The sequence below is a fragment of the Microbacterium sp. Z10_103 genome (assembly GCF_058310455.1).
Genome location: NZ_JBZEGK010000001.1, coordinates 1,955,373 through 1,976,909, shown reverse-complemented (window position 1 = coordinate 1,976,909; position 21,537 = coordinate 1,955,373). Strand labels below are relative to the sequence as shown.

At 63.1% G+C, this 21,537-nt stretch carries 20 protein-coding genes and 2 pseudogenes; 11 read left to right on the top strand and 11 right to left on the bottom strand.

All coding sequences use genetic code 11. The features are described from left to right. Positions 1–2 precede the first annotated feature (2 nt). The 7 genes and pseudogenes from AC4FS2_RS09585 to AC4FS2_RS09555 form a co-directional block, all read right to left on the bottom strand. Positions 3–191: pseudogene (locus AC4FS2_RS09585) on the bottom strand (type I restriction enzyme endonuclease domain-containing protein); the annotation flags it as partial. Positions 192–412: 221 nt separating this feature from the next. Further along, positions 413–472 (bottom strand): annotated as a pseudogene (locus AC4FS2_RS09580) (hypothetical protein); the annotation flags it as partial. Positions 473–954: 482 nt separating this feature from the next. Further along, a complete protein-coding gene (locus AC4FS2_RS09575; RefSeq protein ID WP_491151801.1) occupies positions 955–1,644 on the bottom strand; it encodes a hypothetical protein in 690 nt (229 codons plus the stop codon). Between the two features lie 439 nt (positions 1,645–2,083). Continuing rightward, a complete protein-coding gene (locus AC4FS2_RS09570; RefSeq protein WP_491151802.1) occupies positions 2,084–3,070 on the bottom strand; it encodes a phospholipase D-like domain-containing protein in 987 nt (328 codons plus the stop codon). A gap of 133 nt (positions 3,071–3,203) precedes the next feature. Continuing rightward, positions 3,204–3,434, bottom strand: a complete 231-nt coding sequence (locus AC4FS2_RS09565) for a hypothetical protein (RefSeq protein ID WP_491151803.1) — start codon at positions 3,432–3,434, stop codon at positions 3,204–3,206. Between the two features lie 274 nt (positions 3,435–3,708). Then, positions 3,709–5,241: a restriction endonuclease gene (locus AC4FS2_RS09560; protein WP_491151804.1), complete on the bottom strand. Its 1,533-nt coding sequence runs from the start codon at positions 5,239–5,241 to the stop codon at positions 3,709–3,711. Further along, entirely contained in the window at positions 5,210–5,809 is a 600-nt protein-coding gene (locus AC4FS2_RS09555; RefSeq protein ID WP_491151806.1) for a hypothetical protein, read from the bottom strand. The genes AC4FS2_RS09560 and AC4FS2_RS09555 overlap by 32 nt, the downstream gene beginning before the upstream one ends. A gap of 166 nt (positions 5,810–5,975) precedes the next feature. Here AC4FS2_RS09555 and AC4FS2_RS09550 point away from each other — a divergent pair, with 166 nt between their 5' ends. Next, positions 5,976–6,317 (top strand): PadR family transcriptional regulator, encoded by a 342-nt coding sequence (locus AC4FS2_RS09550; RefSeq protein ID WP_491155604.1) that lies wholly within the window; start codon positions 5,976–5,978, stop codon positions 6,315–6,317. Continuing rightward, positions 6,307–6,927, top strand: a complete 621-nt coding sequence (locus tag AC4FS2_RS09545) for an HAAS signaling domain-containing protein (protein WP_491151808.1) — start codon at positions 6,307–6,309, stop codon at positions 6,925–6,927. Before AC4FS2_RS09550 ends, AC4FS2_RS09545 begins: the two co-directional genes overlap by 11 nt. Before the next feature lie 61 nt (positions 6,928–6,988). Here the strand turns inward: AC4FS2_RS09545 and AC4FS2_RS09540 are convergent, their stop codons facing one another. From AC4FS2_RS09540 to AC4FS2_RS09525, 4 genes are all read right to left on the bottom strand, one after another. Beyond that, on the bottom strand, positions 6,989–7,270 hold the full coding sequence (locus tag AC4FS2_RS09540; RefSeq protein ID WP_491151810.1) for a hypothetical protein: 282 nt from the start codon (positions 7,268–7,270) through the stop codon (positions 6,989–6,991). Between the two features lie 215 nt (positions 7,271–7,485). Continuing rightward, positions 7,486–7,830: a type II toxin-antitoxin system PemK/MazF family toxin gene (locus AC4FS2_RS09535; protein WP_491151811.1), complete on the bottom strand. Its 345-nt coding sequence runs from the start codon at positions 7,828–7,830 to the stop codon at positions 7,486–7,488. Next, the gene (locus AC4FS2_RS09530; protein WP_491151813.1) at positions 7,827–8,060 is read right to left on the bottom strand and encodes a hypothetical protein; all 234 of its coding nucleotides are present in this window, start codon (positions 8,058–8,060) and stop codon (positions 7,827–7,829) included. The genes AC4FS2_RS09535 and AC4FS2_RS09530 overlap by 4 nt, the downstream gene beginning before the upstream one ends. A 43-nt stretch (positions 8,061–8,103) precedes the next feature. Beyond that, positions 8,104–10,848 carry an AAA family ATPase gene (locus AC4FS2_RS09525; protein WP_491151815.1) on the bottom strand — a complete coding sequence of 915 codons (2,745 nt, stop codon included), beginning with the start codon at positions 10,846–10,848 and terminating at the stop codon, positions 8,104–8,106. 456 nt (positions 10,849–11,304) lie between these two features. Between AC4FS2_RS09525 and AC4FS2_RS09520 the strand changes: the two genes are divergently transcribed. The 9 genes from AC4FS2_RS09520 to AC4FS2_RS09480 all read left to right on the top strand — a co-directional run bounded on the left by AC4FS2_RS09520 (position 11,305) and on the right by AC4FS2_RS09480 (position 21,464). After that, positions 11,305–12,192 (top strand): FRG domain-containing protein, encoded by an 888-nt coding sequence (locus AC4FS2_RS09520; RefSeq protein WP_491177091.1) that lies wholly within the window; start codon positions 11,305–11,307, stop codon positions 12,190–12,192. Positions 12,193–12,328: 136 nt separating this feature from the next. After that, entirely contained in the window at positions 12,329–14,371 is a 2,043-nt protein-coding gene (locus AC4FS2_RS09515; RefSeq protein WP_491151817.1) for a DEAD/DEAH box helicase family protein, read from the top strand. A gap of 19 nt (positions 14,372–14,390) precedes the next feature. Beyond that, positions 14,391–14,609 carry a hypothetical protein gene (locus AC4FS2_RS09510; RefSeq protein ID WP_491151819.1) on the top strand — a complete coding sequence of 73 codons (219 nt, stop codon included), beginning with the start codon at positions 14,391–14,393 and terminating at the stop codon, positions 14,607–14,609. Continuing rightward, a complete protein-coding gene (locus tag AC4FS2_RS09505) occupies positions 14,609–16,582 on the top strand; it encodes an AAA family ATPase (RefSeq protein ID WP_491151820.1) in 1,974 nt (657 codons plus the stop codon). Before AC4FS2_RS09510 ends, AC4FS2_RS09505 begins: the two co-directional genes overlap by 1 nt. Then, a complete protein-coding gene (locus AC4FS2_RS09500) occupies positions 16,579–16,968 on the top strand; it encodes a hypothetical protein (protein ID WP_491151822.1) in 390 nt (129 codons plus the stop codon). Before AC4FS2_RS09505 ends, AC4FS2_RS09500 begins: the two co-directional genes overlap by 4 nt. Before the next feature lie 60 nt (positions 16,969–17,028). Then, positions 17,029–18,048: a sigma-70 family RNA polymerase sigma factor gene (locus AC4FS2_RS09495; RefSeq protein WP_491151824.1), complete on the top strand. Its 1,020-nt coding sequence runs from the start codon at positions 17,029–17,031 to the stop codon at positions 18,046–18,048. Positions 18,049–18,391: 343 nt separating this feature from the next. Next, positions 18,392–19,237, top strand: coding sequence for a ParB/RepB/Spo0J family partition protein (locus tag AC4FS2_RS09490; protein ID WP_491151826.1), 846 nt, complete (start codon positions 18,392–18,394; stop codon positions 19,235–19,237). After that, on the top strand, positions 19,234–20,109 hold the full coding sequence (locus tag AC4FS2_RS09485) for a ParB/RepB/Spo0J family partition protein (RefSeq protein ID WP_491151828.1): 876 nt from the start codon (positions 19,234–19,236) through the stop codon (positions 20,107–20,109). The genes AC4FS2_RS09490 and AC4FS2_RS09485 overlap by 4 nt, the downstream gene beginning before the upstream one ends. Further along, complete coding sequence (locus AC4FS2_RS09480) at positions 20,106–21,464, top strand: DNA methyltransferase (RefSeq protein WP_491151829.1); 1,359 nt, start codon at positions 20,106–20,108, stop codon at positions 21,462–21,464. The genes AC4FS2_RS09485 and AC4FS2_RS09480 overlap by 4 nt, the downstream gene beginning before the upstream one ends. The last annotated feature ends 73 nt before the right edge of the window (positions 21,465–21,537 follow it).

Sequence of the window (21,537 nt, the reverse complement as noted above, 5' to 3'; positions counted from 1 at the left end):
TCCTACCTGTCTGCCATGCCATTCGCGAAAAGCTCCGCCTGTTCGAGCACGAGCTCGACCGCCTTCTCTTCCGCGTCCGGCGGGTAGTCGTACTTCGCCAGCAGGCGGCGCACCTTCGAACGCATCTCGGCGGGCACACTGTCGTTGACAGTAGCAGTCGCCCAGTCGGCATGCCTCGACACGGGATGGACGGGCGATTTCGAATCCTGCGAAGCGCACATCTTCTAGCGCCCTTGGAGCCGCGGTCGCCCAACTCGGGCGTCCGACCAGACACGGCCGCGGCCCGCTGGGAGATCCGCCGCGCACCCTCGCGCATGGAAAATGCCGCCCTCGACCTCAAGGGTGGGCCGTTGCCCTTGTACCGTTTCGCATCGATTACCCACACTCCGGACGGTCCGATGGCGATGTGATCGATGTTCGCGCGGGGGCGAGGGATGCGGCGGTCATGCAGGGCGCGGAAGGCATCTGGCAGATCGTGGAGTCGCTCAGCGAGGAGTTCCTCACCGATCGCGCCGCGCTCCCATGCCGTCGTGCGTTGTGGCTCATCGGACAGAGCCGGGATCAGACCGCCCAGTTCGGGTGATTCTCGCGGGTCCGCCGCTCATGGGCCTCTTTGCGGCGCTCGAACTCTCGACGCGCGGACGCACCCGCCGTGCCCGCCTGTGGGCCCGCGACCGCAGCGGCCGTGACCTCTGGTGCGGCCGCCGAAGGGCATTGGACACAGCGGACCTTCTTCAACCGCAGAGTCGGCCTGTGCCGGCGTAGCGCAGCAACATCCGCTTGTCGTCTGGCCCCAGTTCCAGCGTCACGACGCCGACCGTATCAGTCCGCTCTCCGTAGTCGCGCAGCGGGTGCAGTCGAATCCGGTTACCGCACTGCCGGATCGCCGGATCGGTTCTTAACGAGCCACGGCTTGGCACTCGGACTACGCCGCGCCAGCTGCGCGCGCACGGGTTAGGTCGTGGACAGATCCGTCGGCCATGGAACCGTGTCGGAGCCCACTGTCTCACCCGACGCAAGGCGGACCCTGGCAATTAGGCCAGACATCGTTCGGTCCTGCGCGGCGATCGCCGCGATCACCATGTGGACCGTTTCGATCTTCATGAACCACTGAACCGCCTCGCCATCCTGCAGGCGGAACGGGAGCTTTGGGTTGAGCGTGGCGAAATCGTTGCGTCCGAGCATCGCGAAGTCGGCATCGCCCGGGCTCTCGGGCACCGCGACCACGTAATGAACGTCGATTGCGGCGACCGTGATGTCGGCTGTGCCGGTGTTGCGCACGTCGACAACGAGGACCGCCGGGTTCGCACCCATGTGAAGGTTGAAACGAAGCGTCGTGCCCAGGAAGTCCAGCGGCATCGTCAGTACGCCGTCAGGTCCCGTGATGATACCCGCAGTGAGCTCGACCTCGACGGCCCGTCTCGGCCCGAGTCGCTCCACCACGCTCGCAATAAGGTCCTCGAGGTTGGCGTCGTTGGCGACAGACCTCAACGCTTCCGTGCCTTCGGCAGTCTCGTTGTCGACCTTCCATTTCGTGAGGAGCTCGACCGAGTACTTCTCGGGCTCAAGCCGGTCGACCAGCTTGTGGTGCGGTACGCAGAGCAGAATGAGATTGCCGTACGACGCGCGCTCTGGATCGGTCATAGACGGGTCGTACCGCGCGGAGGTCGGGTTTGCTCCCCGGATGTGAGCAATCTCCACCCCGACGATCGGGTGCCCGCCCTCGACCGCGATCACAGGCGTGGTACACCCGGGAAAGTAGCAGGTCCCTTGGGCTAGTCGGAAAAGAGCACGTTCAGTTCCGACGGTGTAGTCGCGCGGCCCGCCGCTCAACCGTTTCCCCCCGAACCGCTCATGTCTCGATCGTAGTGAGACTCCGGACCTACTCAGGCGCTTCATCGGTCGGCGCGAATCGTCTCGGTGAGGACGGGCAAGGGGAGCGGTCGCGCGTGGCTGATGTCACTTGCGTTTGCCATCCATATCCGTGTATCGCACCGGAAGCAGCACCACCTCGTGCGAGGGAGGGGATCGCGACCGCGAGTGGCCTGTCAATCACTTTGACCACGCGTCGCTCCCGGTCTCGCTAGAGCGATTCGCTCTCGCCGCCGAGCGCTCGAACAGCAACCACGAACTCGGGCAGCCCGATCCGCTTGTGTCCACCTTGAAGGCCTTGACCAGTGAAGCCCAGATCAACGGGCCTCACGAGGCGCTCGCGCGTCGGGACCAACCGAGGTGTCGTCCGGTTCACCCAAGGCCATCTGTTGGCTTCCTCTTCGGGACGGCCACCTCGATCCACAATGTACCGTGGGTCGTTCCGCGGCTCGTCGACCACCTCCACAATCGCGTAGCAAGCGTGCGCGTCTTTCGCGTAGACCAGCACCAGATCGCCCGGTGCGAAAGACGGCCGTCGGTGTGCGGCGCTGGAGAACCAGAACTCGCTGCGCCACTGGTCGTAGTTCGGCTGACCGTATTGAGCCTTCACCCAGAGGTTTCTCTCGCGAGCGTCGCTGACGAGATTCGCGAGCTGTGAGACATCCTCGTCAGCTCCATCGAGCTCGGGCGACAACTGGACGGCGATAGCGCGTGGCAGTTCGCGTGCCCGCCGGTCGAGGTCGTCGATGTCCTGGCGAAACACCGCTGTGGACGTGTTCCACCACTCGTCCACTCGAGTCCGTGCAGCAAGCGCATCCTCGGGGCGCAGCCGGAGGGACAGCTCAAGGTTCGGGTCGGCCGACGCGCCGAGGCCAGGGCCTGTCAAGTTCGCCGAGCCGATCATGCCAAAGGTCTCGTCGGCCAAGTACGCCTTCGCGTGGAGGCGGCGTGCGTGCCGCACATCAACGCCGGCGTCTATGAGGGCGCGCAGTCCATCTGTGGAGAGGTAGCCGCCAGCGGCCGCCGCCGCATCCAGCCGGGTGATCAGCGACCATGTGGCGGTGGAGGTGCTTGCAATGCCGGCGAGTTGCTTGGCGATCCGGATGCTGATGAAAGGGCACGCGAGGCGGACCCGATCCGAAGCCGCCCGGAGCGCGTTCATCAGTTCGGGTTCGGCAATCGTCAGCAGACTCGTCACGGCTGTAACGGTAGCGAACCGCCAACACCTGGTGCCGGTTCGATCCGTATCCGGGCATCGCCGGCTTTCGCGGGCCGATTTGTGCAAGCAGGTTTGGAAGTCAACTGCGCGCGCAGCAACCACAGGCTCGAGATCAGTCCTCTGACGGGCCGCTGCTTGCCACGTCGCGCACGTGAGTCAACGCGCCTTCCTTCGTCGGGAAGCGGCCGCTCAGCCCGCTCCAAAATGTGAACGGGGCGGGCGCGACCTCCCAAGCCCCGTCGCTCTGGGCGACTGTTGCCACATGCTTTCCTGCATGCTGTGAGTCTGCAGCAGAGAAGAATCCCACGCCGCCGTGCGCCTGCTCGACTTCATCGAGGTTCATTTCGTCTCCGTTCCATTGGGCTTCGCTGTGAAGCCCTCTATTGAGTGATACGTCTGACGGAGCGATTCGACCAACCCTCGAGTGAGTGAATCTGGCGCACGTTCCTCTTCGATCGGCTCAAGGGCGGTGCTCGCAGGTGGTACGTTGCGGGCGGGCATCAGCGCATTCGACAGGCATCCCCAAGCGGGCATGGGCACGACCGCGGACTGTCTCGCGTAAACCTGTGAAAGGGGTGACGCGCCGCTATCGATGGAGCCGCGTCGTCCGCCTTGACTCAACCCTCGGCGGCGGCTGGCGTTCCGACGAGCTGCTGACGGATCGCATCCGTGTAGTGACGAGAGCGGCACGACGCGACGAGCAGGGTCGTGTCCCTGCTGGACCATCCCGAGTCGGTCGGCAGTGCGGGGTAGGACAGTGCGTGGTCCTTGAACTCCATGCGGGGGACGGGGATGACGCCGCCGCCTGCGCGACGGAAGTTCTCTCCGCCCGCCACCTTCGTGGTGCACGGCGTCATCTGCAAACTCCGCGCGTCGCTGAGGACAGCGTCGAACAGGTCAAGGTTCGCCGTCGCCAGGCACAGGTCGAGGATGACGGTGAGGACGTAGCTCGCGCGTGACGGGGACAGCGAAGTTGCGGTGAGACAGCCGCCGAGCAGCCGCTCTACGACATCTCGCGGAGATTCGTCCATGGTCCCGAGCCCCAGGCCGTTGAGGGCCGGATCCGTGCGCTGCATCAGCCATGTCGCTGCGGCCCGCAAGTACTGCGCCGCAGCCTCAGGATCGCGTCGGTGCACCACGCACACGATGGGGATGAGGGACACCGCGAACTGTTCTGACACCGGGCGATGTGCGCCGGGGTGGCGGCCCGCCAGGAGCACCACCGCCTCCTCGAACGGTTCCCGGCCCGCGGGCTCCTTCGTCGAAAGCGCAGCCAGCGCTAGGAGTTCGGTCGCGCGCACGGTGGTGACCGCGTACGACACCAAGCCTGTCGGTGACGAGTCCTCACGGGTGAGCGCGACCGGTTCGTCCAGCACGGGCTGAACAGCCTCGAGCAGCAGACCGCAGACCGCATGGAACAACCTGCTGGCGGACTCCGCCTGCGCGTCGTCCGCACCGCGGACACGCGCGCCGCGGAACAGGTGCAGCGCGCACATCGCTGCGAGATCCAGTCGGTCATGCGCACGTAGCGCGTGAATAAGGATGGCTGCTTCGATTCCTGCGACCCCCATCATGCCCGGTTGTGTCCATCGACGGGTGAACCGCTCGAGTGCCGGCTCGTCCACACGGCGCGCGTGGATGTCGGTCAGCATGTGAAGGAGCTCCCGCTGCTCCGACACGGACAGGATGGCCACGTTCGGGTTGGCAGTCAGCCACGAGCTGAGGTCCTCGCGATCCCAGACTTCCACCCGACCCGCGCCTCGAGCAGCTCGCGCCTGGGCGTACTCCTGCGCGTCGACCGCGGCGGCACCTTTGAGTCTTCCGGTGGTGAGCAGCACGGCGACACGCGGAAGGTCCGCGTCGAAGCTGGGGTGTGCGCGGGTGTTGTACTCGGCCTCTTCCAGCTGCGGTCGAACCGCCCGCCACTCCGACTGGCCGAGGTCGCCGGCCTTGGACTGGATCGCGTACTGGTATGTCGTGCCGGTTTCGGGGTCGCGGCGCTTGGCGATCACGTCCTTCCCGAACTCGAACGCACCGTGGATGAAGCGAACGTCGTAGAAGCCCTGCGCGGCGAGCAGCGCCAGCAAGGTCGGGTCGAACTCGCGCTCGCTGACCGACTCAAGGAAATTGCCGACGGCTGCGTGTAGCACGGCTCTCCTCTCGCTTGGCATCCATGATGGCGTCGATACGTCGGGTCTGCTCCTCGGTCGGCGGGCTCGCGCGCAGGCGCTCCAGAAGCTCCGGTGATGCCACCAACGTCACGTTGCTTTCGCCGTTCTCGTCGAAGCTCACCTCCACAGTCTTCAGCGCCTCGATGTACATCTCCACCGGATCATCGAGGTTCACGTGGACGACATCGCCGCTGGCCTCGGCTGAGTCGGAGATGAACCGCAGCATCCCCTGCTCCTTTTGCCTGCCGAGGCCATCCGCGATCTCGTGCAGCGCACCCATCACGGCGTCGACGTCGAACTCGAGAGCGGTGTCCCGGGTGAGTACGATCTCGTGTCGGGGAGCAAACTGCCGGTAGTCCATCGAGACCTCGTCGGTAACTTCCACATCCGGGAACTCGGTAACCGTCTGCTTCGAGAACGACTTGAGCAACGGGTGCAGCTCCTCGGACAGTTCGATGACCCGGGTCCCGAACCATTCCAGCCCCGCGGCGACATACTCCTCTGCGACCGCAGGGAACGGCGGCAGATCTTCCGAATCGGAACTCACCTTCTGACCGTAGCGGTGGCCAGTGTCAAACGCGCCCTCATGTCACCGCGTCTCCTGTCGGCGCACGCGCATAGAGGGGTCGCTCAGCGGGCGGACCTGTTCCTGACGTCGTTGTTCTAGGGGCTACAGTGGCGCCTATCTTGTATAGCATGTTAGCTTGTCACGCATGATAGCTTCGGTCGGTGCTCAGCTGCGCAAGGGTGTCGCCGAGTACTGCATCCTGGGCCTGCTCGCACGTGAGCAGATGTACGGCTGGCAGTTGTCCGAGGCGCTATCGAAGCCTGGCCTCATCGCGAGCATCGGAACGCTTTACCCGATCCTTTCGCGCCTGCGGGAACGGGGTTTGATCACTTCGTTCGAACGGGACGCGGGAGCAGGGCCGGTGCGCAAGTACTACCGGCTTACGGGTCGGGGGGAATCTGAGCTGGAGAGTTTTCGGGAGCAGTGGGGCCCGTTCGTTGCCGCGGTCACCGAGATCGTGGGAGAGGTTGGAGACGATGAACACTGACCGCCCGGCCGACGTGGACCGTTACCTTCAGCGACTCGATGCCGCGCTGGAGGACGTTCCCACGCACACTGCCGACGAGATTCGCCAAGGCGTCACCGAAGAGCTCTCATCTCTGGACGCGGAAGCGGCCAGAGCGCGTATCGAACAACTCGGGGATCCGGAGTTCATCGCCGCCGAAGCCCGCATTGGCGCGCCCGAGCGCACTCGGCGGCGCAAGTCCGGAGTGGAATCGCGCCCGTACATCATCATGGCGAGCTCGGCAGTCGCCGTCGGCATCTACATCGTGCCCATCTTCGGCGCCGTGGCTGGGTTCGTGATGGTGTGGGTCTCGGCAGCGTGGCTGCGATGGGAGAAGGTGGTCGCAACCCTCACACCGCTTCTCGCAGGCTTCCTCACCGCGTCGTTCTTCGTACTCACCCGCATTCCCAGTGGAGACGGCGGCAGTTCGCTCGTGCCCGGATTCGGGGTGCCCGCTGCCGAAGACTTCGGGCTTCCCTGGTATGCCTGGTACTTCACGCCGATCGTGGCAGTCAACGCGTTGTTCGTCGTCTCCATCGCGAACCTTGCTGTCGGACTCTGGCTGCTCGTCCGCGCGCTCCGGCGCTCCTGAGCGCAACGTCTACGCACGAAGAGCGGTCCATCAACGAACAGGCTCGAATGCGACTTCGTAGTCAGTCCTCTCGGGGCGCCGCCGAATACCGACGCTCAAGCAGCGAGTCCAAAGCCGCCAGCAGCGGCTGGTCCTCAACACTCACACCCGGTCGATGCTCAACGCCGCCATCGAGTGCGACTGCACCGAGACCAAAGGCGTTGTACACAGCGACACGACGCTCGAGCTTCTGGTCATCCGCGAGTGACCCGGCTTCCTGCACCGGCATAAGCGCGAGCAGCTTTTCGACCTCCGATGCGTCGGCCCAGTCCGTTATGAATCGCCCCGCCTGCCAGCTCGCCATGTGAGAAACCTACCCCGCAGCGACGAACCTCATCGCGCCCGCGAGCCGGTCCTCGATTAAGCGTGGCTGGAGTGTCTCCGTTGTGCGGCGGCTGTGGAGCAGACCCCTCGTATGCCCCGCGCGCAGATATGCCGGATTGAGCTCCGCCAACTGCAACGCTGCCGAAGCCCGCGACCGTTGATGCCGAGACCTCGTGTCTGCCGTCGTCACACCCGTCAGAGATCGAGGAAGTCGCCCAGCCAAGTGCGTACTTCTGCGAGACAGTCGGTCGACACTTCGCCGGCCAGCCCCGTGAGTCGGTCCCGCGACAACGTGCGTGGCTGCTCGGTCATGACCCACGATGGCCGGTCCAGCCCGCTAGACCCCTCTACGCGAATGTGGTTCGGCCATCCGCGGTCGGTGGTCGTGATCGGCAACACGATGACGAGCGTCGTCACAGCATCCAAGTAGCCGGGGGACGCGACGACCAGCACCGGGCGATGACCACCTTGCTCTCTGCCGCGGACAGGCTCGAGTGCCGCCCAGGCCACGGCGCCCGGAGCAAGGTCGGCGGCCGTCACGAAGCGTCGGCCAGTTCGGTGCGCTCCCAGTCTTCAGTCTCCGCAGCGTGTGACCTTGCATCGTCGTTGCTCGACGCATCGATCGCGGACTTCAGCGTGTGCAGACGCCATCGTCTGTCCTCGGCATCTGCGAGGTGTGCGAGGTGCGCACCGAGGGTAAGCCCGTCCCGGGCGGCTTGCTCCTTAAGCCGGTCGCGGAGCTCGTCGCTGACCTTGATGGTCGTAGTCATACTCGGAGTATACCGGCGAGCGAGCGGACACCTCGGTGCGCGACTAGAGAGAGAGCCCGCCACGCGAGGGAGACGCGCTCGGTGCGGTCCGAGGGCCGGAAGTCTCCCGCTCTCGCGCCGCCCGCCGCAGCTCGGCGTGCGCGGCGCGCATCGCGTCCTGGATCGTGAGCTCGGTCGTCCCGCGCATCATCGTTGCGCCGACCTGTGCAATCGCGTCCTCGTCTGTCCGCGCGACCGTGATCGCGACGTTCTGGTGACGCCCTCGGGTCAGTCCGACGTACAGCCCGGCTGCGTCGACATCCGGTCCCACCACGGCCGCATCCGTCGTCTCGCCCTGGATGCCGTGCACCGTTGACGCGTACGCCAGCTGCACGTGTTCGAGCGCGTATTCGGGAGTCACGGCCCGGATCTCGCCGCTGTCGGTCGCAGACGCGAGCGTGATTACGTCGTCGCGTATCCCGCGCACCACCCACTGCGCACGGTTCTCGACTCCGGTGCGCGGGTCGTTGCGACGCGTCTGCACGGTGTCGCCGACGAGGATGCGCTGCTCCGCCATCCCGAGTGCAAGCACGGTGGCGTCGAGCTCGCCATCGTCGACACGACGCTGCTGGATCGCGTCGTTGATCGAATCCGCCTCGCTGTTCGTGCCCGAAACCAGCGCGACGCGCTTCCCGCGCGCGTGCCACTCGAAGTACGCCGCGACCATCGCGTCGCGCGCTTCTTCGGTGTTCCGCGCCCGGTGCACGTGCCCGCGCGCGAGCAACTCTCCTGCAACCGTGAGAGCGTCATCGCGGTCGCGTGGGTCACGCAGGCGAAGCGTGAGAGCGGCGTACTCGGGATCGCTGAACCGGTGCACAGTGTCGAGTTCGACGGATGCTGTCGCAAAGCGCACTGCGGATGCCATCGCTCCTGCGTGTCCGACCGGAAGCGCTTGGTACGGATCACCCACCATGGCCACGCCCACGTGCTGTCGGATTGCAAGATCAACGAGCGCGTCTGCGGTCTGTAGGTCGACCATGCCGGCCTCATCCACGACGATCCGATCGCCGCGCCGGAGTATGAACCGCGATGGCCCCTCATAGACGACCCCGCTGTGCGGGTCCGCCTCGCCGAGCGACAGCCGCGTCCACACCTGCGCCCCGGTCGCGTCGGTGCCCCAGCGATAGCCGTGATCGGCGAGCAGAGCATGCAGGCTCGACGCCTCGGCACCGACCTCGCGTGATGCGACGGACGCCGCCTTACGTGTCGGCGCGACCACCAGCATCCGTCGTCGCTGTGCTCTCAGTCCCTCGTACGCGATGCGCAGCATCGTGGTCTTACCCGCGCCGGCCGGCCCGGTGATCGCGACAAGTCCGGCTGTCCCCGCTATCGCGCCCGCCGCGGCAAGTTGCGAGGTGTCGAGCCGCTCGACGTCTTCCGGGGAGGCCGCGCACTGACGCAACTCATGCGGCAAGAGTGAGCGGCCGGGGGAGGCGAGTGCGTCGAGGTGGCCAGCGAGGCGCATCTTCAGGCGCATGGTCTCGGTCGCCATGAACGCCTTCACGTGGCCCGGGATATCGGCATCCTTCACCAGTCGCACGCACTTGCGATGCGCGTGGTCGACGATCGCATCGATCGTTGCGGTCAGCTCGTCCCGGGTCGCGATCACGCCGCTGCGTGAGAGAGCTCGCGTGGCGCCGGCGCGGAGGTCGAACTGACTGAACCGGCCGCCGGAGCGGGTGGACCGCTCATCCGCATCAACGACCGCGGCGTCTGCAAGAAGGTCCAGGTCCAGCGCGTCGATTGGATTCGAGACGAGCGGTACTGGTGAATGGTCGAAGACGAGCCGGGGGAGGAGCCCCGCAATCTCGTCGCGGACGGCGGCCTCCCACGACTGCTCGTCGAGGTTAGTGGGCTTGTTCGGGCGCGACATTGCCCATGCGCGACGGTCGATCTGCGTCAGGACTCGGATGCTGGGGCTCGCGCCTTCGTGCTCGGCACTCCACTCCGCGATGAGCTTGGCTCGGTTCGCCTCGATCTGCGCTGACCGACGTGAGAGGGGTCGAACCACCGCCGCCAGTTCCGCAACCTCGCCGTCATCGTCGAGTGTGAATCCGTGACGAGCGAGCGCCGCGACCCACCGCGGGTCGGTGCGTGCGGCGAGGTCACCTTCGGCGTTGATCAGCGTGTGCAGCTTCATCGCGACTCGGGAGTCGACGTTGGACCATTTGCCGTCGGCGCCGAGCACCTTTACGTTCAGCCAAAGGTGGCGGTGGGCGTGCGGGTCGAGCGCGCGCGAGCGACGGTGGTCGAGCTCGACGACCTCGATGCGGGTGATGTCTTCCCGGATGAGTCCGCCATGCCCGCGACGTGCGTTGAGCTCGTCGAGCCAGGTGGTCAGGATCCGGTCGCGCAGGCGGTCCTGCAGCGACTCGAACTCGGTCGCCAGATCCGGATGCAGCAGGGCGGCGATGCTGTACGACTTGGGATGGTTGAGTGTCGCATCCAGCAAGAGGTCGGCGTCTGCGCTGAGCCGCTGGGTTCCGCGCTCCTCGCCGGTGACCGGGTCATGGCCGGTGAGCCACACCCGGAGAGCATCCGCCGACAGCTCATCGGCTGCGATGGCGCCATTCGTCACTACGTACCGGGTGACGCTCGCATCGCCGGCGTTGCCGTACACCTCGAGCGCATCGGAGCCAGCCGAAAGGTGGAGATGGGCGTCGCAGGTTCCCTTGACGGCGTAGTCGATCGCTCGCCCGACCCCACCGGATCCGGCGCCTCTCTTCCATCGCTGCAGGCCCCCGCGCATGGCGCCAGGGTACGACTACTTTTAGCCCCTGGCCAGCACTTTTTGCGGTGCGCAGGTGAGTGTAGCCGGATGCTTCAGAATGGCGCCCGGATCACCGCCCCACTGAACGGTGCCTGCGTGCATCGCGGTCTCATGCCTCGTGGTCTGTATGCTGGCTCGCGTTGCGGGTCGAGTCCGTCGTCGGTTTATGGAACGCGTTTGTGCCGAGCGTATCCGTTGGGCAACGATTGCTCGCTAGACACGTGAACGTTACGGCTGACTGCGCATCTGAGCTCGGCCACCGAGGGGCCGGGGCGATAGTCAAGCATCCCCGACCAGGATCCAAGTTGGATGGACTGCACCATTTGCGGCGACTGAGTATTCTATGGTTTCGGTCTCACCCACCCCGGATGTCGTTGGCTAGCCTTCATTCAAACGACCCAAGGGGGCACCGTGTCCGGAGATCGATGGCGGAACATGGGCTGGTATCTTTCGCCGACTTCAGCGGGCGCGCTCATGGCGAACATCGCGAGTGTAGGTGCGTATAGCGAGCGAGCCACTTTCTCCTGGCGCGGAATGAGAAGCATCGATTACGACTATGTGTCCTCATTGCAGCGTACCGATGTCGGCGCAACTGAAACGCAGGTGCGCATGCGCGAGACCGCCATCCTGGACGAGGCGCGATCATGGGGCCTTGGCTATGGAATGGGGGGATGGTCATCCGATCTGCAGCTGCTGGCCGACCTTCAGCACTATGGGACCAGTACCCGCTTGATTGACGTGACTAGCGACCCCATGACCGCCTTATGGTTCGCCTCGCAGGAAGTTGGTGAAGATGGGCTCTCAAACTCTGGGGTGCTCGTGGCGATAGATACCGCTGCGTGGCCTCGCTTCGGCAAGAGTCAGCCCGCTGGCACCCGCGCAGCCAACGACAATCCGATGGGATGGGAGCTAGATCTGGGGCTCAAGAGCGGGACGCCATTCGTCGTGAACTCGCTTCACCCGAATGACCGGCTACGCGCTCAGAGCGGCTACTTTGTTGCATCCCGCGTTCCCGAGCAACCGCGCACCTCGAGCCCATTCGTCGGACTTGATCTCGAGTTTAGCGAGGTTCCCTACAAGTATCCTCGACAGCTTCTCGACGACATGCTGCACGACACCCATCACGTCACCAAGCAACGCATTCCCTTTATCGCAGTAAGGGTGCAGTCGTACCTGAAGGTGCGCCTACGACGAATACTTGAGAATTCGTACAATCGCAGCGCAAAGGTGCTCTTCCCGGACTTCGCGGGTTTCCGGGACTTTTCCTCCACCGCAACCCCCAGGATCAGTGAAGAGGAAACCGACGCGAAAACACGCCGATGATGACTGTCTCTCGGTGAGGGACATGAGTGGGACTTCCCCAGTCCGTGGGGTCGATCGCGACACGTGCTCGGCGCCTTGGCCATTCAATGACAACTCGTCGATAGACTCGCGGCAGGCAGACTCGTCTGAGGTGATCATGAGCGTACGCGCGGCAAGTCTTCGCGACGTGTCGTTCCAAGAGAACTACTCGACGAGTGGCACCTCTATGCTTCACGAGTTCTATACACCCGCGCTGTCACACGCGATTAAGTACGACCGGGCCGCCGGCTACTTCTCATCGGCCATTCTCGCCCTCGCTCCCGCAGTGTTCAGCGAGTTCGTGACGCGCGGCGGCAAGATTCGACTGCTGTGCTCACCCAACCTGAGCGAGGCGGACGCCGAGGCGATCCTCACACTCCCCGAGTCACACCGTCCCACACCGATTGAAGTCGCGGCCAGCTCGTTGGCCGCGCTGGCGCACGGCAGCCAGGTACAGACGAGAGCGGTGGCGTGCATGCGCGCCCTGATTGACGCCAAGATCCTCGAAGTGCGCTTTGTTACGGTCGGCAGGTCCGGCCTGTACCACGAGAAGATCGGCATTTTCAGTGATGCCGAGGGAAACCGCCTGTCCTTCAGTGGCAGCGCAAACGAGACCGCCGCGGCCTGGTCCGGTATGGCAAATCACGAGGGCATCGAGGTTTTCCCGCACTGGCTAGGGGACTCGGAAGCAAGGAGATGTTCAAGGCACGCCGATCAATTCGATGAGACATGGCACGGATTACGTCGGAATCTAAACGTCACTAGCGCTGAGGACGCGGCCAGAGTAATTCGCGAGTACGTGCCCGCCGAGCCTCTCGATGAGATTGTCGCCTCCCTCCGGGATGCGCTCAAAGAGGCGGAGTTTCATCCGGAGGTTATCTCACTGAGGGCATACCAGTCAGCGGTGCTGGAATCGTGGGAGGCCGCGGGATGCCGCGGCATTGTGGCTTTCGCGACCGGCGGCGGTAAGACTCGCACGGCGCTCGAGGCAGTTCGCCGTTGGACAGCGGACGGGAAGCCCGCTTTGATCCTCGTGCCCTCAGAGCTGCTACACCGCCAGTGGGCTGATGAGATCGCGGAACTCCTTGGAAATCCGGCTCTTCTGCTTGCGGGAGCGGGCCACGCACGCGATAGCTGGAGCCGACGGCTCGCCGATTACACCCGGCCAGATGAAACGCTAGGACAGCGCGTCGTCTTGGCCACCTATCAAACCGCAGCGACCGACCGGTTTCTCGAGCTGATTCATGACGGTGAGCACCTCCTTGTCGTCGGCGATGAAGTCCACCGAGTTGGAGCTCCCGACACGCGACGCATACTCGAGCAGATTGATGGCGGTGCGCGCCTTGGGCTTAGTGCCACGCCGCAGCGCTACGGCGACCCGCTTGGCACAGCGTCGACCCTCGACTACTTCGGGCCCGTACTTCAGCCCGAGTTCACTCTACGAGACGCACTCGAAGCGTCGGTGCTAGTCCCCTACGATTACGACTTCGTCACCTGTCCCCTCACTGAAGACGAACAGGAGTCGTGGGACGAATTCACCGATCGGGTGGCGCGCGAGATCGCGCGGAACAACGGCGACCTTTCGGAGTTCGCCTTGCACCTGCTCCGTCAGCGCGCGCGGATATCGAAGGGTGCGCATGGGAAAGCGGCGATCGCACGCCGAGTGATTCTGGAGGCGTACCACCCTGGCGACCGCTGGTTGGTCTATTGCAACGACGTGAACCATCTGCGGTCTGTGCGTGCAGAACTGGAGGGGCTCGGCATCGACCTCCTCGAGTACCACTCACAGGACGACGGCGATCACGAGGCGACGCTGAAGTTCTTCTCGAATCGCGGCGGCATCTTGCTGGCCATTAAGTGCCTCGATGAGGGCGTGGACATCCCGATGATCAACCGCGCCTTGATCCTCGCCTCGTCGACGAATCCCCGCGAGTACATCCAGCGCCGCGGTCGAGTGCTCCGCCGGTCTCCTGGTAAGTACAGTTCGCACCTCTTCGATGTGATCGTGGTGGGCAGCGATGGACGCGCAATCACTCCGAGCGAGGTGGTGCGCGCGATGGAGTTTGCTGAAGACTCCCGCAACCTCGGGCCGGAGATATATCTTGAAGACTTATTGCCGGCTGGGATGAAGACAGACGGCCTCGACGTCGAGGACGAGTGATCGTAAATGATGGGAAGTCATGGATAGCCCGCAGAAGCCCTCGCCGCGCCAAGAGGCGCTTTACGCCATCCTCGAGTCGTGTGCGACCTCAGAAGCCGTACTGATCGGCGAAGATGCGTGGGACCGTCTCGTCACCCTCGCTTGGGACAACCGCTCACATGTCGGTGACCGACGCGACATCCGCCGTCAAGTTCGCGCCATTCTCGTCGAATCCGGGCGCGCAGGAGACGAGTCCTAATGCAGCTCACCGAACTCGAACTGATCAACTGGGGCCCATTCTTCGGGGTGCACAGCATCCCGCTCAGCGTGGATTCAAACGCCCCGGTGATCCTGTTTCGTGGCGAAAATATGCGTGGCAAGACCAGTCTGCTCCGCGGGATCATCTGGGCTCTGTACGGCGAGATTCGCGAGCAAGACGGACGCACACAGCTCGACGTAGGCCGGATGGTCAACATCGATGCGTTGACTGCCGGCGAGACTGACTTCGGTGTGCGCCTGAAGTTCTCGCACGCCGGGAGTGAGTACACCCTCTACCGGACATCAACCGCAACGGAGGATCGGCCCGGACGCGCTCGCGTTCAGGCCCCAAAGGTCGACTTGATCCCCACGGGAAGTGCGCCCTATCCCGCCTCCCAGGTCCCAGATGTCATCAACGGCATACTCAGCCGTGAGATATCAGATTTCTTCCTGTTTGACGGCGAGATGCTCAATCGGTTTGAGGAACGTCTGCGCGAAGAACGGTCCGCGCCTCAAGGGTTCGTCCGAGCGCAGGTGGAGCGCGCGCTAGGCCTTCCGTTCCTCACCGAACTTGGGCAGGATCTCGATGCCGTCTTAGGTGAGGTCAACTCCGCGATCGACCAGGTTGTTCGCCGAGCAAAAGCTCACGACAAGGACAGTGACGCGTACCGGGCCAAAGTTGAAGAACTCAATGCCATCGATGCCAACTTGGTGCAGCTGCGCGAACACGACGAGCAAGTGTCAAGACAGATAGAGGACGTCGAAGCCCAACTCGCGAAGGTCGATGAGATAAAGGACGCTTACCATCGCCGGAAGAGCCTCGAGAAGGAACTAGACGCCTCCGTGGCGACCATCGAAGACTATCGAGGTGCCATCGCTGAACGCGCAGAAGCCGTCTGGTGGCTTCCAATGGCCGACAGGCTCTTCAATGAAATCGAAACCGTTGACGAGCAGATTGTTGAGGCGGAGGCGCTCGAACGTGGTCAGATTGTGACCCGACTTAAGATCGAACAGCTGGAAGGACAGATCGCCACGGGCACATGTGCGAGCTGTGGCCAACCTGTAGAGACACATAACCTCGACGAGTTATCAGCCGAGCTCGATAAGCTCCGGGAAAGCCTCAACGAAACTGCAACGCGTAAACTTGACGATCTGCGGCTGAGACGAACTCGCCTGCGTAAGTACGCTGCCGCCCCTAGCGTGCTCGAGTGGATTCACAACCAAGAGTTGGATGTGCGCAAGGAAGCGTTCAAGAACGACAAGCGTCGTCAGGAAATCCGAGCGATCTCGGACCAACTCGTCGGCACCAACGTCGAAATTGACGTACTCGAGCGCAACTATCTGGACCTGCGGAACACGAAGACGCGGATAGCGAGTGCGATCGTCGGGCTCGAGGCTAAACGAACGACAGCGAAAGCAGAAGCGAACAAGCTTGGCAGCAAGCTCGCGGAACAGCCCGAGGTCGACCCAATCGACCGTCGTCTCCAAGCGATGGCGACAGAAGGCGTGGACATCGTTGGACGCTCATTCGCTGGGTTTCGTGGCGCCATGCGCCAACGCGTCGAGGCGGCCACGAGCGAACTCTTCAGAAAGCTCACAACGGAGAAGGAATACTCGGGCGTCGCGATCAGCGACGACTACCACCTTGCGGTAACGGATCACCAGCAGCGGCCGCTGAGCATGATCTCCGCTGGCGCCAATCAGATACTGACGATGGCGTTCATCGGAGCACTTGGTGAGTGTTCCGTAGATGAAGCCCCCATGGTGATGGACACGCCATTTGGCCGTCTGGACGTCGGCCATCGCCGCGCCATCTTGGAGTGGGTGAGCGCGTTTGATCGACAAGTCATTCTTTTTGTTCAGTCGGGTGAGTACGACCCCACTCGCGACGCTGCAATCCTGAGCGGCAAGATCGGCCGCGAGTACATGATTGACCGAGTATCTCCGAGCCGATCAGAGGTGTCCGTCGCATGAGCGACACTTACGAGTCTCCCGAGCCGGAAGACGACGATCGGCGTACCTTCGGGCCTTCCGCGTCCAACCGCGAAGTACTGGAGGCGCTCGTCCGCCAGGGCCATTTCAAGACCTCCATTGGTGCATTTCAGGCTGCGGCGATGCTCGCACTGCGAAAGGGCCTCGATCCCGAGCAGGCGCCCCCTTCCACCGGAACGATGTGGAATCGGGGCAGCGTGAACCTCCAAGTGCTGGAGTTCCTCGGCTGGTATGTGCCAACCAACACTCCCGTGCGTCTCCTTGCACAACTCGGCAACGCCGGCACCGCATACATCGCCGAGAAAGTCAGGACTGGTGGGTACCCGCTATCCGAGATCTACGAGCTTGCCGAGCTTGAAATCGACTAGCGCAGGCGTTCCTAGTTGATGACTGGCGACCTCCTCAGTGGGGGGGACGAGGGGTGGGAGGTGGACGCGCAGACGGCTGCTCAGACTTTCCTCGATCAACTTCTTGCCACTGATCCGCAACTTGCGGAGACCGCCCTAGCCGCCGAAGTCGACACTCTACTCGGGCGCACTCCGGCGCCCACTGCACTGAGGACTAGCCGCCAAAGCCGCCCAACCCGAGGCGATCACGACCGACGTGGATCCGACTTCGCCTGGTACCAACAGATTCTCACTGCACTTCCGAAGACGGATGACTCATTCATCGAAGAGGCAGCACGTCGCGTCGAGATCGGGCTCCTTGCCAGGGATCGGCGAGAACGGCTCGACCACCAAACCTCCTCCCGACGCGAGCTTGCAGCGCTTCATACGCTCATTCAACGGGGCGACGACGCCTGGACCTGGCTGGTTCTGACTAACCTCCGCCTGGTCTTCCACTGGTCCAAAGGGGTCGCACGTTCAGTCGACAGTGACTGGGCCCAAGATGCTTTTCAGGTTGGCTGCATCGGCCTCATGCGAGGCCTGCAAGGCTGGGACTACCGGTTGGGATACAAGCTGAGCACGTTCGTTTCGTGGCACGTCAGGCAAGCCATCCAACGCTGGCGCGCCAACGATGTGATGATCATTCGACTGCCGGTCCATGTGTGGGAGGCACTGGCGTCTTCGGACGGTGTGCCGAGCGACAAGGCGCGCAAAGCTGCCGATCGCGCCCTGGACCTCGCGTCAATCGAGGCGATGCTCGATCGTGGCGAGGACGCTTCGTGGGACGGAGGTCTGAGCGCGGTAGAGGATCGCATTGATCGAGAGAGGCAAATTGGCGGCCTTCTAGAGGTTCTTGATCAGCGATCCCTCGACATCATCCAGCGCCGGTTCGGCCTAAGAGATGACCTCGATGGCCCTGAGACGCTGGAAGAGATCGGCGAGGTCTGGAATGTTACGCGGGAGCGCATCCGTCAGCTGGAAAAGAAGGCGATGGTTGCGCTGCGCGGCAGAGCGGCAGTTGCACCAGCAGGTCCGCCGGTCGTGCGACCCCGGAGACGCTGATGGCGCGGGACAAGCGTCGAGTAGCGTCCGACCGGCGGGGGGCCGAGTAAGCAGCCGTGTTGTTCACGTGATATTGCCCGGTAACGTCTGCTTGAACAGCGACTGCGGGCAAATCCGCCGACGTCGGGCGACGGCTGCACTCTCCGTACCGAGCCCAAGCGCGAGAAGGACATGCCCTTGGCGCCGGTGAGTTGGTGGAGCCCAACGACCCAAGATTGTCGTGTCAGCGGTCCCACGTAGCCTTGGCCGCGAACGCGGAGGTCAGATTTGAGTACCGCCCCGTTCAATGCGTCGTGTCGTCGCAGCAACCTGCGAGTATCGACGGAGGACAGAAGGCGGAGACGTGACCACGACGAAAGAAGATACTGAACGCAACCGCGCCCCCATGCCGGATTTGGTCGATGCAAGGCCGGTGCGAGATGTTCCCGTCGCAAGGATCAGGCCTGAGACAGGCTTAGGACGGAAACGCGACCGCGAGGGGCACCGCGAGCTCCAGAGATCAATTGCCGAGTTTGGGGTACTGACGCCAATCACGGTGCGACCGTCACGAGACGGCAGCGGCGATTACCTGCTGATCAAGGGTGAAGGGCGAACTCTTGCATGCCGCCTACTCGGACTAGAGACCGTCCCAGCCATCGTGGTCGGTGAGGACTACGCGGAACGCGAAAAGGTTCAGCAATTTCTTGTCGAGAACGTGGCGCGACTGAAGATGCGTCCCGTTGACCGGGCGCTGCTCATCCACCGCGCTCGGGAAGCCGGCGAAGAGACATCAAGCATCGCTCGGCGATTCGGCCTGTCTGCCGCGACAGTACGTCGACTCTTAGCTCAGCTCGACGGAGCTACCCAGGGTGAGGTCTCAGCGCTCAACAAGGGTGAAGTCACTCTTGCCGTGCATGCGGTTGTTAGTCGCCACGTCCGCTCAGAAGAAAGAGAAGCGGCTCTCTCCGCAGTCATCTCCACGTCTATCCGCGCGAAGGACCTGGAGAGTCTGTTGATTGCCATCGGCTGGCAGAGACTCTCCGACCTTGGTCCAGCATTCGCTGCCCAACGTCTCCTGCTCTTGGGCTGGATCTGCAAAGCCCTCGAGAGCACTCCACCCGGGTCATTCAAGGACCGGCTCCAAGAGGTGGCCAGTCAACTGCCGACCGACTTTCCCGAGTCCAATAGCCTCGTTGTGAGTGCACGATGAACCACGTCTATGTCACTTCCGAAGACCTCTCCCTCAGCCCGGAACTCACTCGGACTGGCAGTGCGCGATCGTTCGAGGAGAGGCTCCAGTCTTCGCTGATGGAGATAGGGCTCGCCGAGCCTCTCAAAGTCGCGGTGAATCCTGAGGGAGGATACACGGTCATCGACGGTGCGCTCCGGCTGCGCGCCATTCGAGCGATCCGAGAGAAGCACCCGGAACGATTCGTCAGTATCCCGGTCTACGTGCTGGATTATGACCGACGGTTCGAATTTCGTTTCCAATCGGACATCTACCAAGACCTACTCCCCAGTCAGATGGCTGTGCTAGTCGAGCATCTCCATGAGAGCGAGAACATCTTGAAGGCGGACATCGCTCGCTACATCGGCGTGTCGCCTGCAACGCTTCGGAACTACACCGGACTATGGCGCCTCTTGGAGAGGGGTGGTTTGTTTGCGCGGATCGTCGAACTGATGGATGTAGGCGTTCTACCAGCCTCTAATCCTTACGCCTGGCTACGACTTACATCGGATGGTCTTGCGAAGGTTCTTCGCGAAAGTTTCACCGGCGACCTCGATCCAGAACCATGGATCACCAGCGTGACGCTGGCCGCCCGGCGCGGAGACTACGTCCGCTTCCCCATCAAGTTTGTGGAGGGAGCGACGGACGCGCTTCCGCCGGAGTTCTATCGAGTGAATGCGGAAGTTCGCCTGGCGAAGCGGGACCTCGGACTCCGCAAAGGGTCCGGCGCCGACGGCTCCAAGCGACTAATTACGCGCGCGCGCGCGATGGCGCAACTCGAGCGAGTGGCATGCGAATCGTCGGCTCCTGTGCTTCGCTCCGCCGCCTCCAGCATCCGAGAGTTTCTAGCGTGACTGTCAACGTCGACTGGTCAAGCGACGCCTTCTTTGAGTCAGCAGATGTGGGATCGGTTGACGGCGGCACTACGTCGGCAGGCGACCTGTGGCACAGCGTGAGCCCCCGATGGGGCCATTCGATGCACACCATGTGCTCATACCACGGCATGTTCCCTGCGAAGGTTGCACACTTCTTCATCCAGCGATACTCAGAGCCCGGGGATCTCGTCGTAGACCCCTTCAGCGGTAGAGGCACGACTGCCCTCCAAGCGCGGGTCGAAGGTCGCAGGGCAGTTGGCAACGATCTCAGTCCGCTCGCTTATGTACTAACCGCCGCCAAGGCAAATCCTCCATCCTGGGAGGAGATCAACGCGTATGTGGATCAACTGGAGCGCTCGTATCGCGCGAGCGGAACCGTCGATTCAGCAGTTTCGCCCGACATCGCGATGCTGTATCACGAGAAAACGCTTGCGCAATTGTGCTTCATTCGATCGAATCTGCTGAGCAAGCCCATCACCCAATGGGCGCCCAAAGAGCTGATGGTCGGGGGCGCACTGGCAGGAATTATGCATGGTTCGTGGAGAAGAGACGGCACCTCCCAGTACCTAAGCATCAGCATGCCCAACACGTTCAGTATGTCCCCTCGATACGTCGAGAAGTTCATACGCGAGCACTCTCTGGAGAAGATCGAACAGGATGTGTTTGAGCGTTTGAGGGACAAGCTCGCGAGGCTATACCTCGACGATGTCACCGGACCAGCAGGCGCTGCCCATCATCTCGATGCCGCCACGCTGATGAGCGACGGTCCGATTGAACCTAAGAGCGTTGACCTCGTAGTCACCTCGCCGCCCTACCTCAGAGTCGTCAACTACGCCGCGGCAAACTGGATTCGGCTCTGGCTGCTCGGCGTCGACGACGTCGGCCGAGACAGCGGCGCTGGCAGGAAGAAGCTCGATGCAGTGCTGGATCACGGGCATTCATACGACGCATATAAGGCCTTCATGCTTCGAACGTTCCTGAGCACTCAGGAGAGCCTCGCGCCGGACGGAGTAGCAGCGTTCGTAATTGGCGACGTCGCAGATCCAGGCAAGGAGCCCCTACCGTTAGCTGCGCAGCTCTGGGATGACCTCTCTGCACACACAAACTTGAGATTGCTCGAAATGATCGAAGACGATCTTCCCACGCAGAATAAGGTCAGCCGCATCTGGGGTGAGACAAAGGGGCAGGCGACCAACCGAGACTGCACGCTAGTCCTCGCGCACAAGGACGGCAAACCACGAATTAGGGACCACGACGTCAGCTGGGAAGAGCCGTATCGCGACGCTGGCCCCGATGCCGCGCACGAACGTGTTCGCCTAGCGGCTAGACGCTAGTCCCCGCGCGATCCAGCGAACCTCCGAGTGAAAGCGCCATGGAGCGCGACTTCGAATGACATCGACCCGCTTT

What these genes read in the sequence shown, in the direction of transcription:
- AC4FS2_RS09515 (WP_491151817.1), top strand. Translation starts at nt 12,329, where the DNA reads ATGAGCGTACGCGCGGCAAGTCTTCGCGACGTGTCGTTCCAAGAGAAC.
- AC4FS2_RS09500 (WP_491151822.1), top strand. Translation starts at nt 16,579, where the DNA reads ATGAGCGACACTTACGAGTCTCCCGAGCCGGAAGACGACGATCGGCGT.
- AC4FS2_RS09520 (WP_491177091.1), top strand. Translation starts at nt 11,305, where the DNA reads ATGGGCTGGTATCTTTCGCCGACTTCAGCGGGCGCGCTCATGGCGAAC.
- AC4FS2_RS09525 (WP_491151815.1), bottom strand. Translation starts at nt 10,848, where the DNA reads ATGCGCGGGGGCCTGCAGCGATGGAAGAGAGGCGCCGGATCCGGTGGG.
- AC4FS2_RS09575 (WP_491151801.1), bottom strand. Translation starts at nt 1,644, where the DNA reads ATGACCGATCCAGAGCGCGCGTCGTACGGCAATCTCATTCTGCTCTGC.
- AC4FS2_RS09510 (WP_491151819.1), top strand. Translation starts at nt 14,391, where the DNA reads ATGGATAGCCCGCAGAAGCCCTCGCCGCGCCAAGAGGCGCTTTACGCC.
- AC4FS2_RS09540 (WP_491151810.1), bottom strand. Translation starts at nt 7,270, where the DNA reads ATGGCGAGCTGGCAGGCGGGGCGATTCATAACGGACTGGGCCGACGCA.
- AC4FS2_RS09550 (WP_491155604.1), top strand. Translation starts at nt 5,976, where the DNA reads ATGATAGCTTCGGTCGGTGCTCAGCTGCGCAAGGGTGTCGCCGAGTAC.
- AC4FS2_RS09485 (WP_491151828.1), top strand. Translation starts at nt 19,234, where the DNA reads ATGAACCACGTCTATGTCACTTCCGAAGACCTCTCCCTCAGCCCGGAA.
- AC4FS2_RS09545 (WP_491151808.1), top strand. Translation starts at nt 6,307, where the DNA reads ATGAACACTGACCGCCCGGCCGACGTGGACCGTTACCTTCAGCGACTC.
- AC4FS2_RS09565 (WP_491151803.1), bottom strand. Translation starts at nt 3,434, where the DNA reads ATGAACCTCGATGAAGTCGAGCAGGCGCACGGCGGCGTGGGATTCTTC.
- AC4FS2_RS09530 (WP_491151813.1), bottom strand. Translation starts at nt 8,060, where the DNA reads ATGACTACGACCATCAAGGTCAGCGACGAGCTCCGCGACCGGCTTAAG.
- AC4FS2_RS09505 (WP_491151820.1), top strand. Translation starts at nt 14,609, where the DNA reads ATGCAGCTCACCGAACTCGAACTGATCAACTGGGGCCCATTCTTCGGG.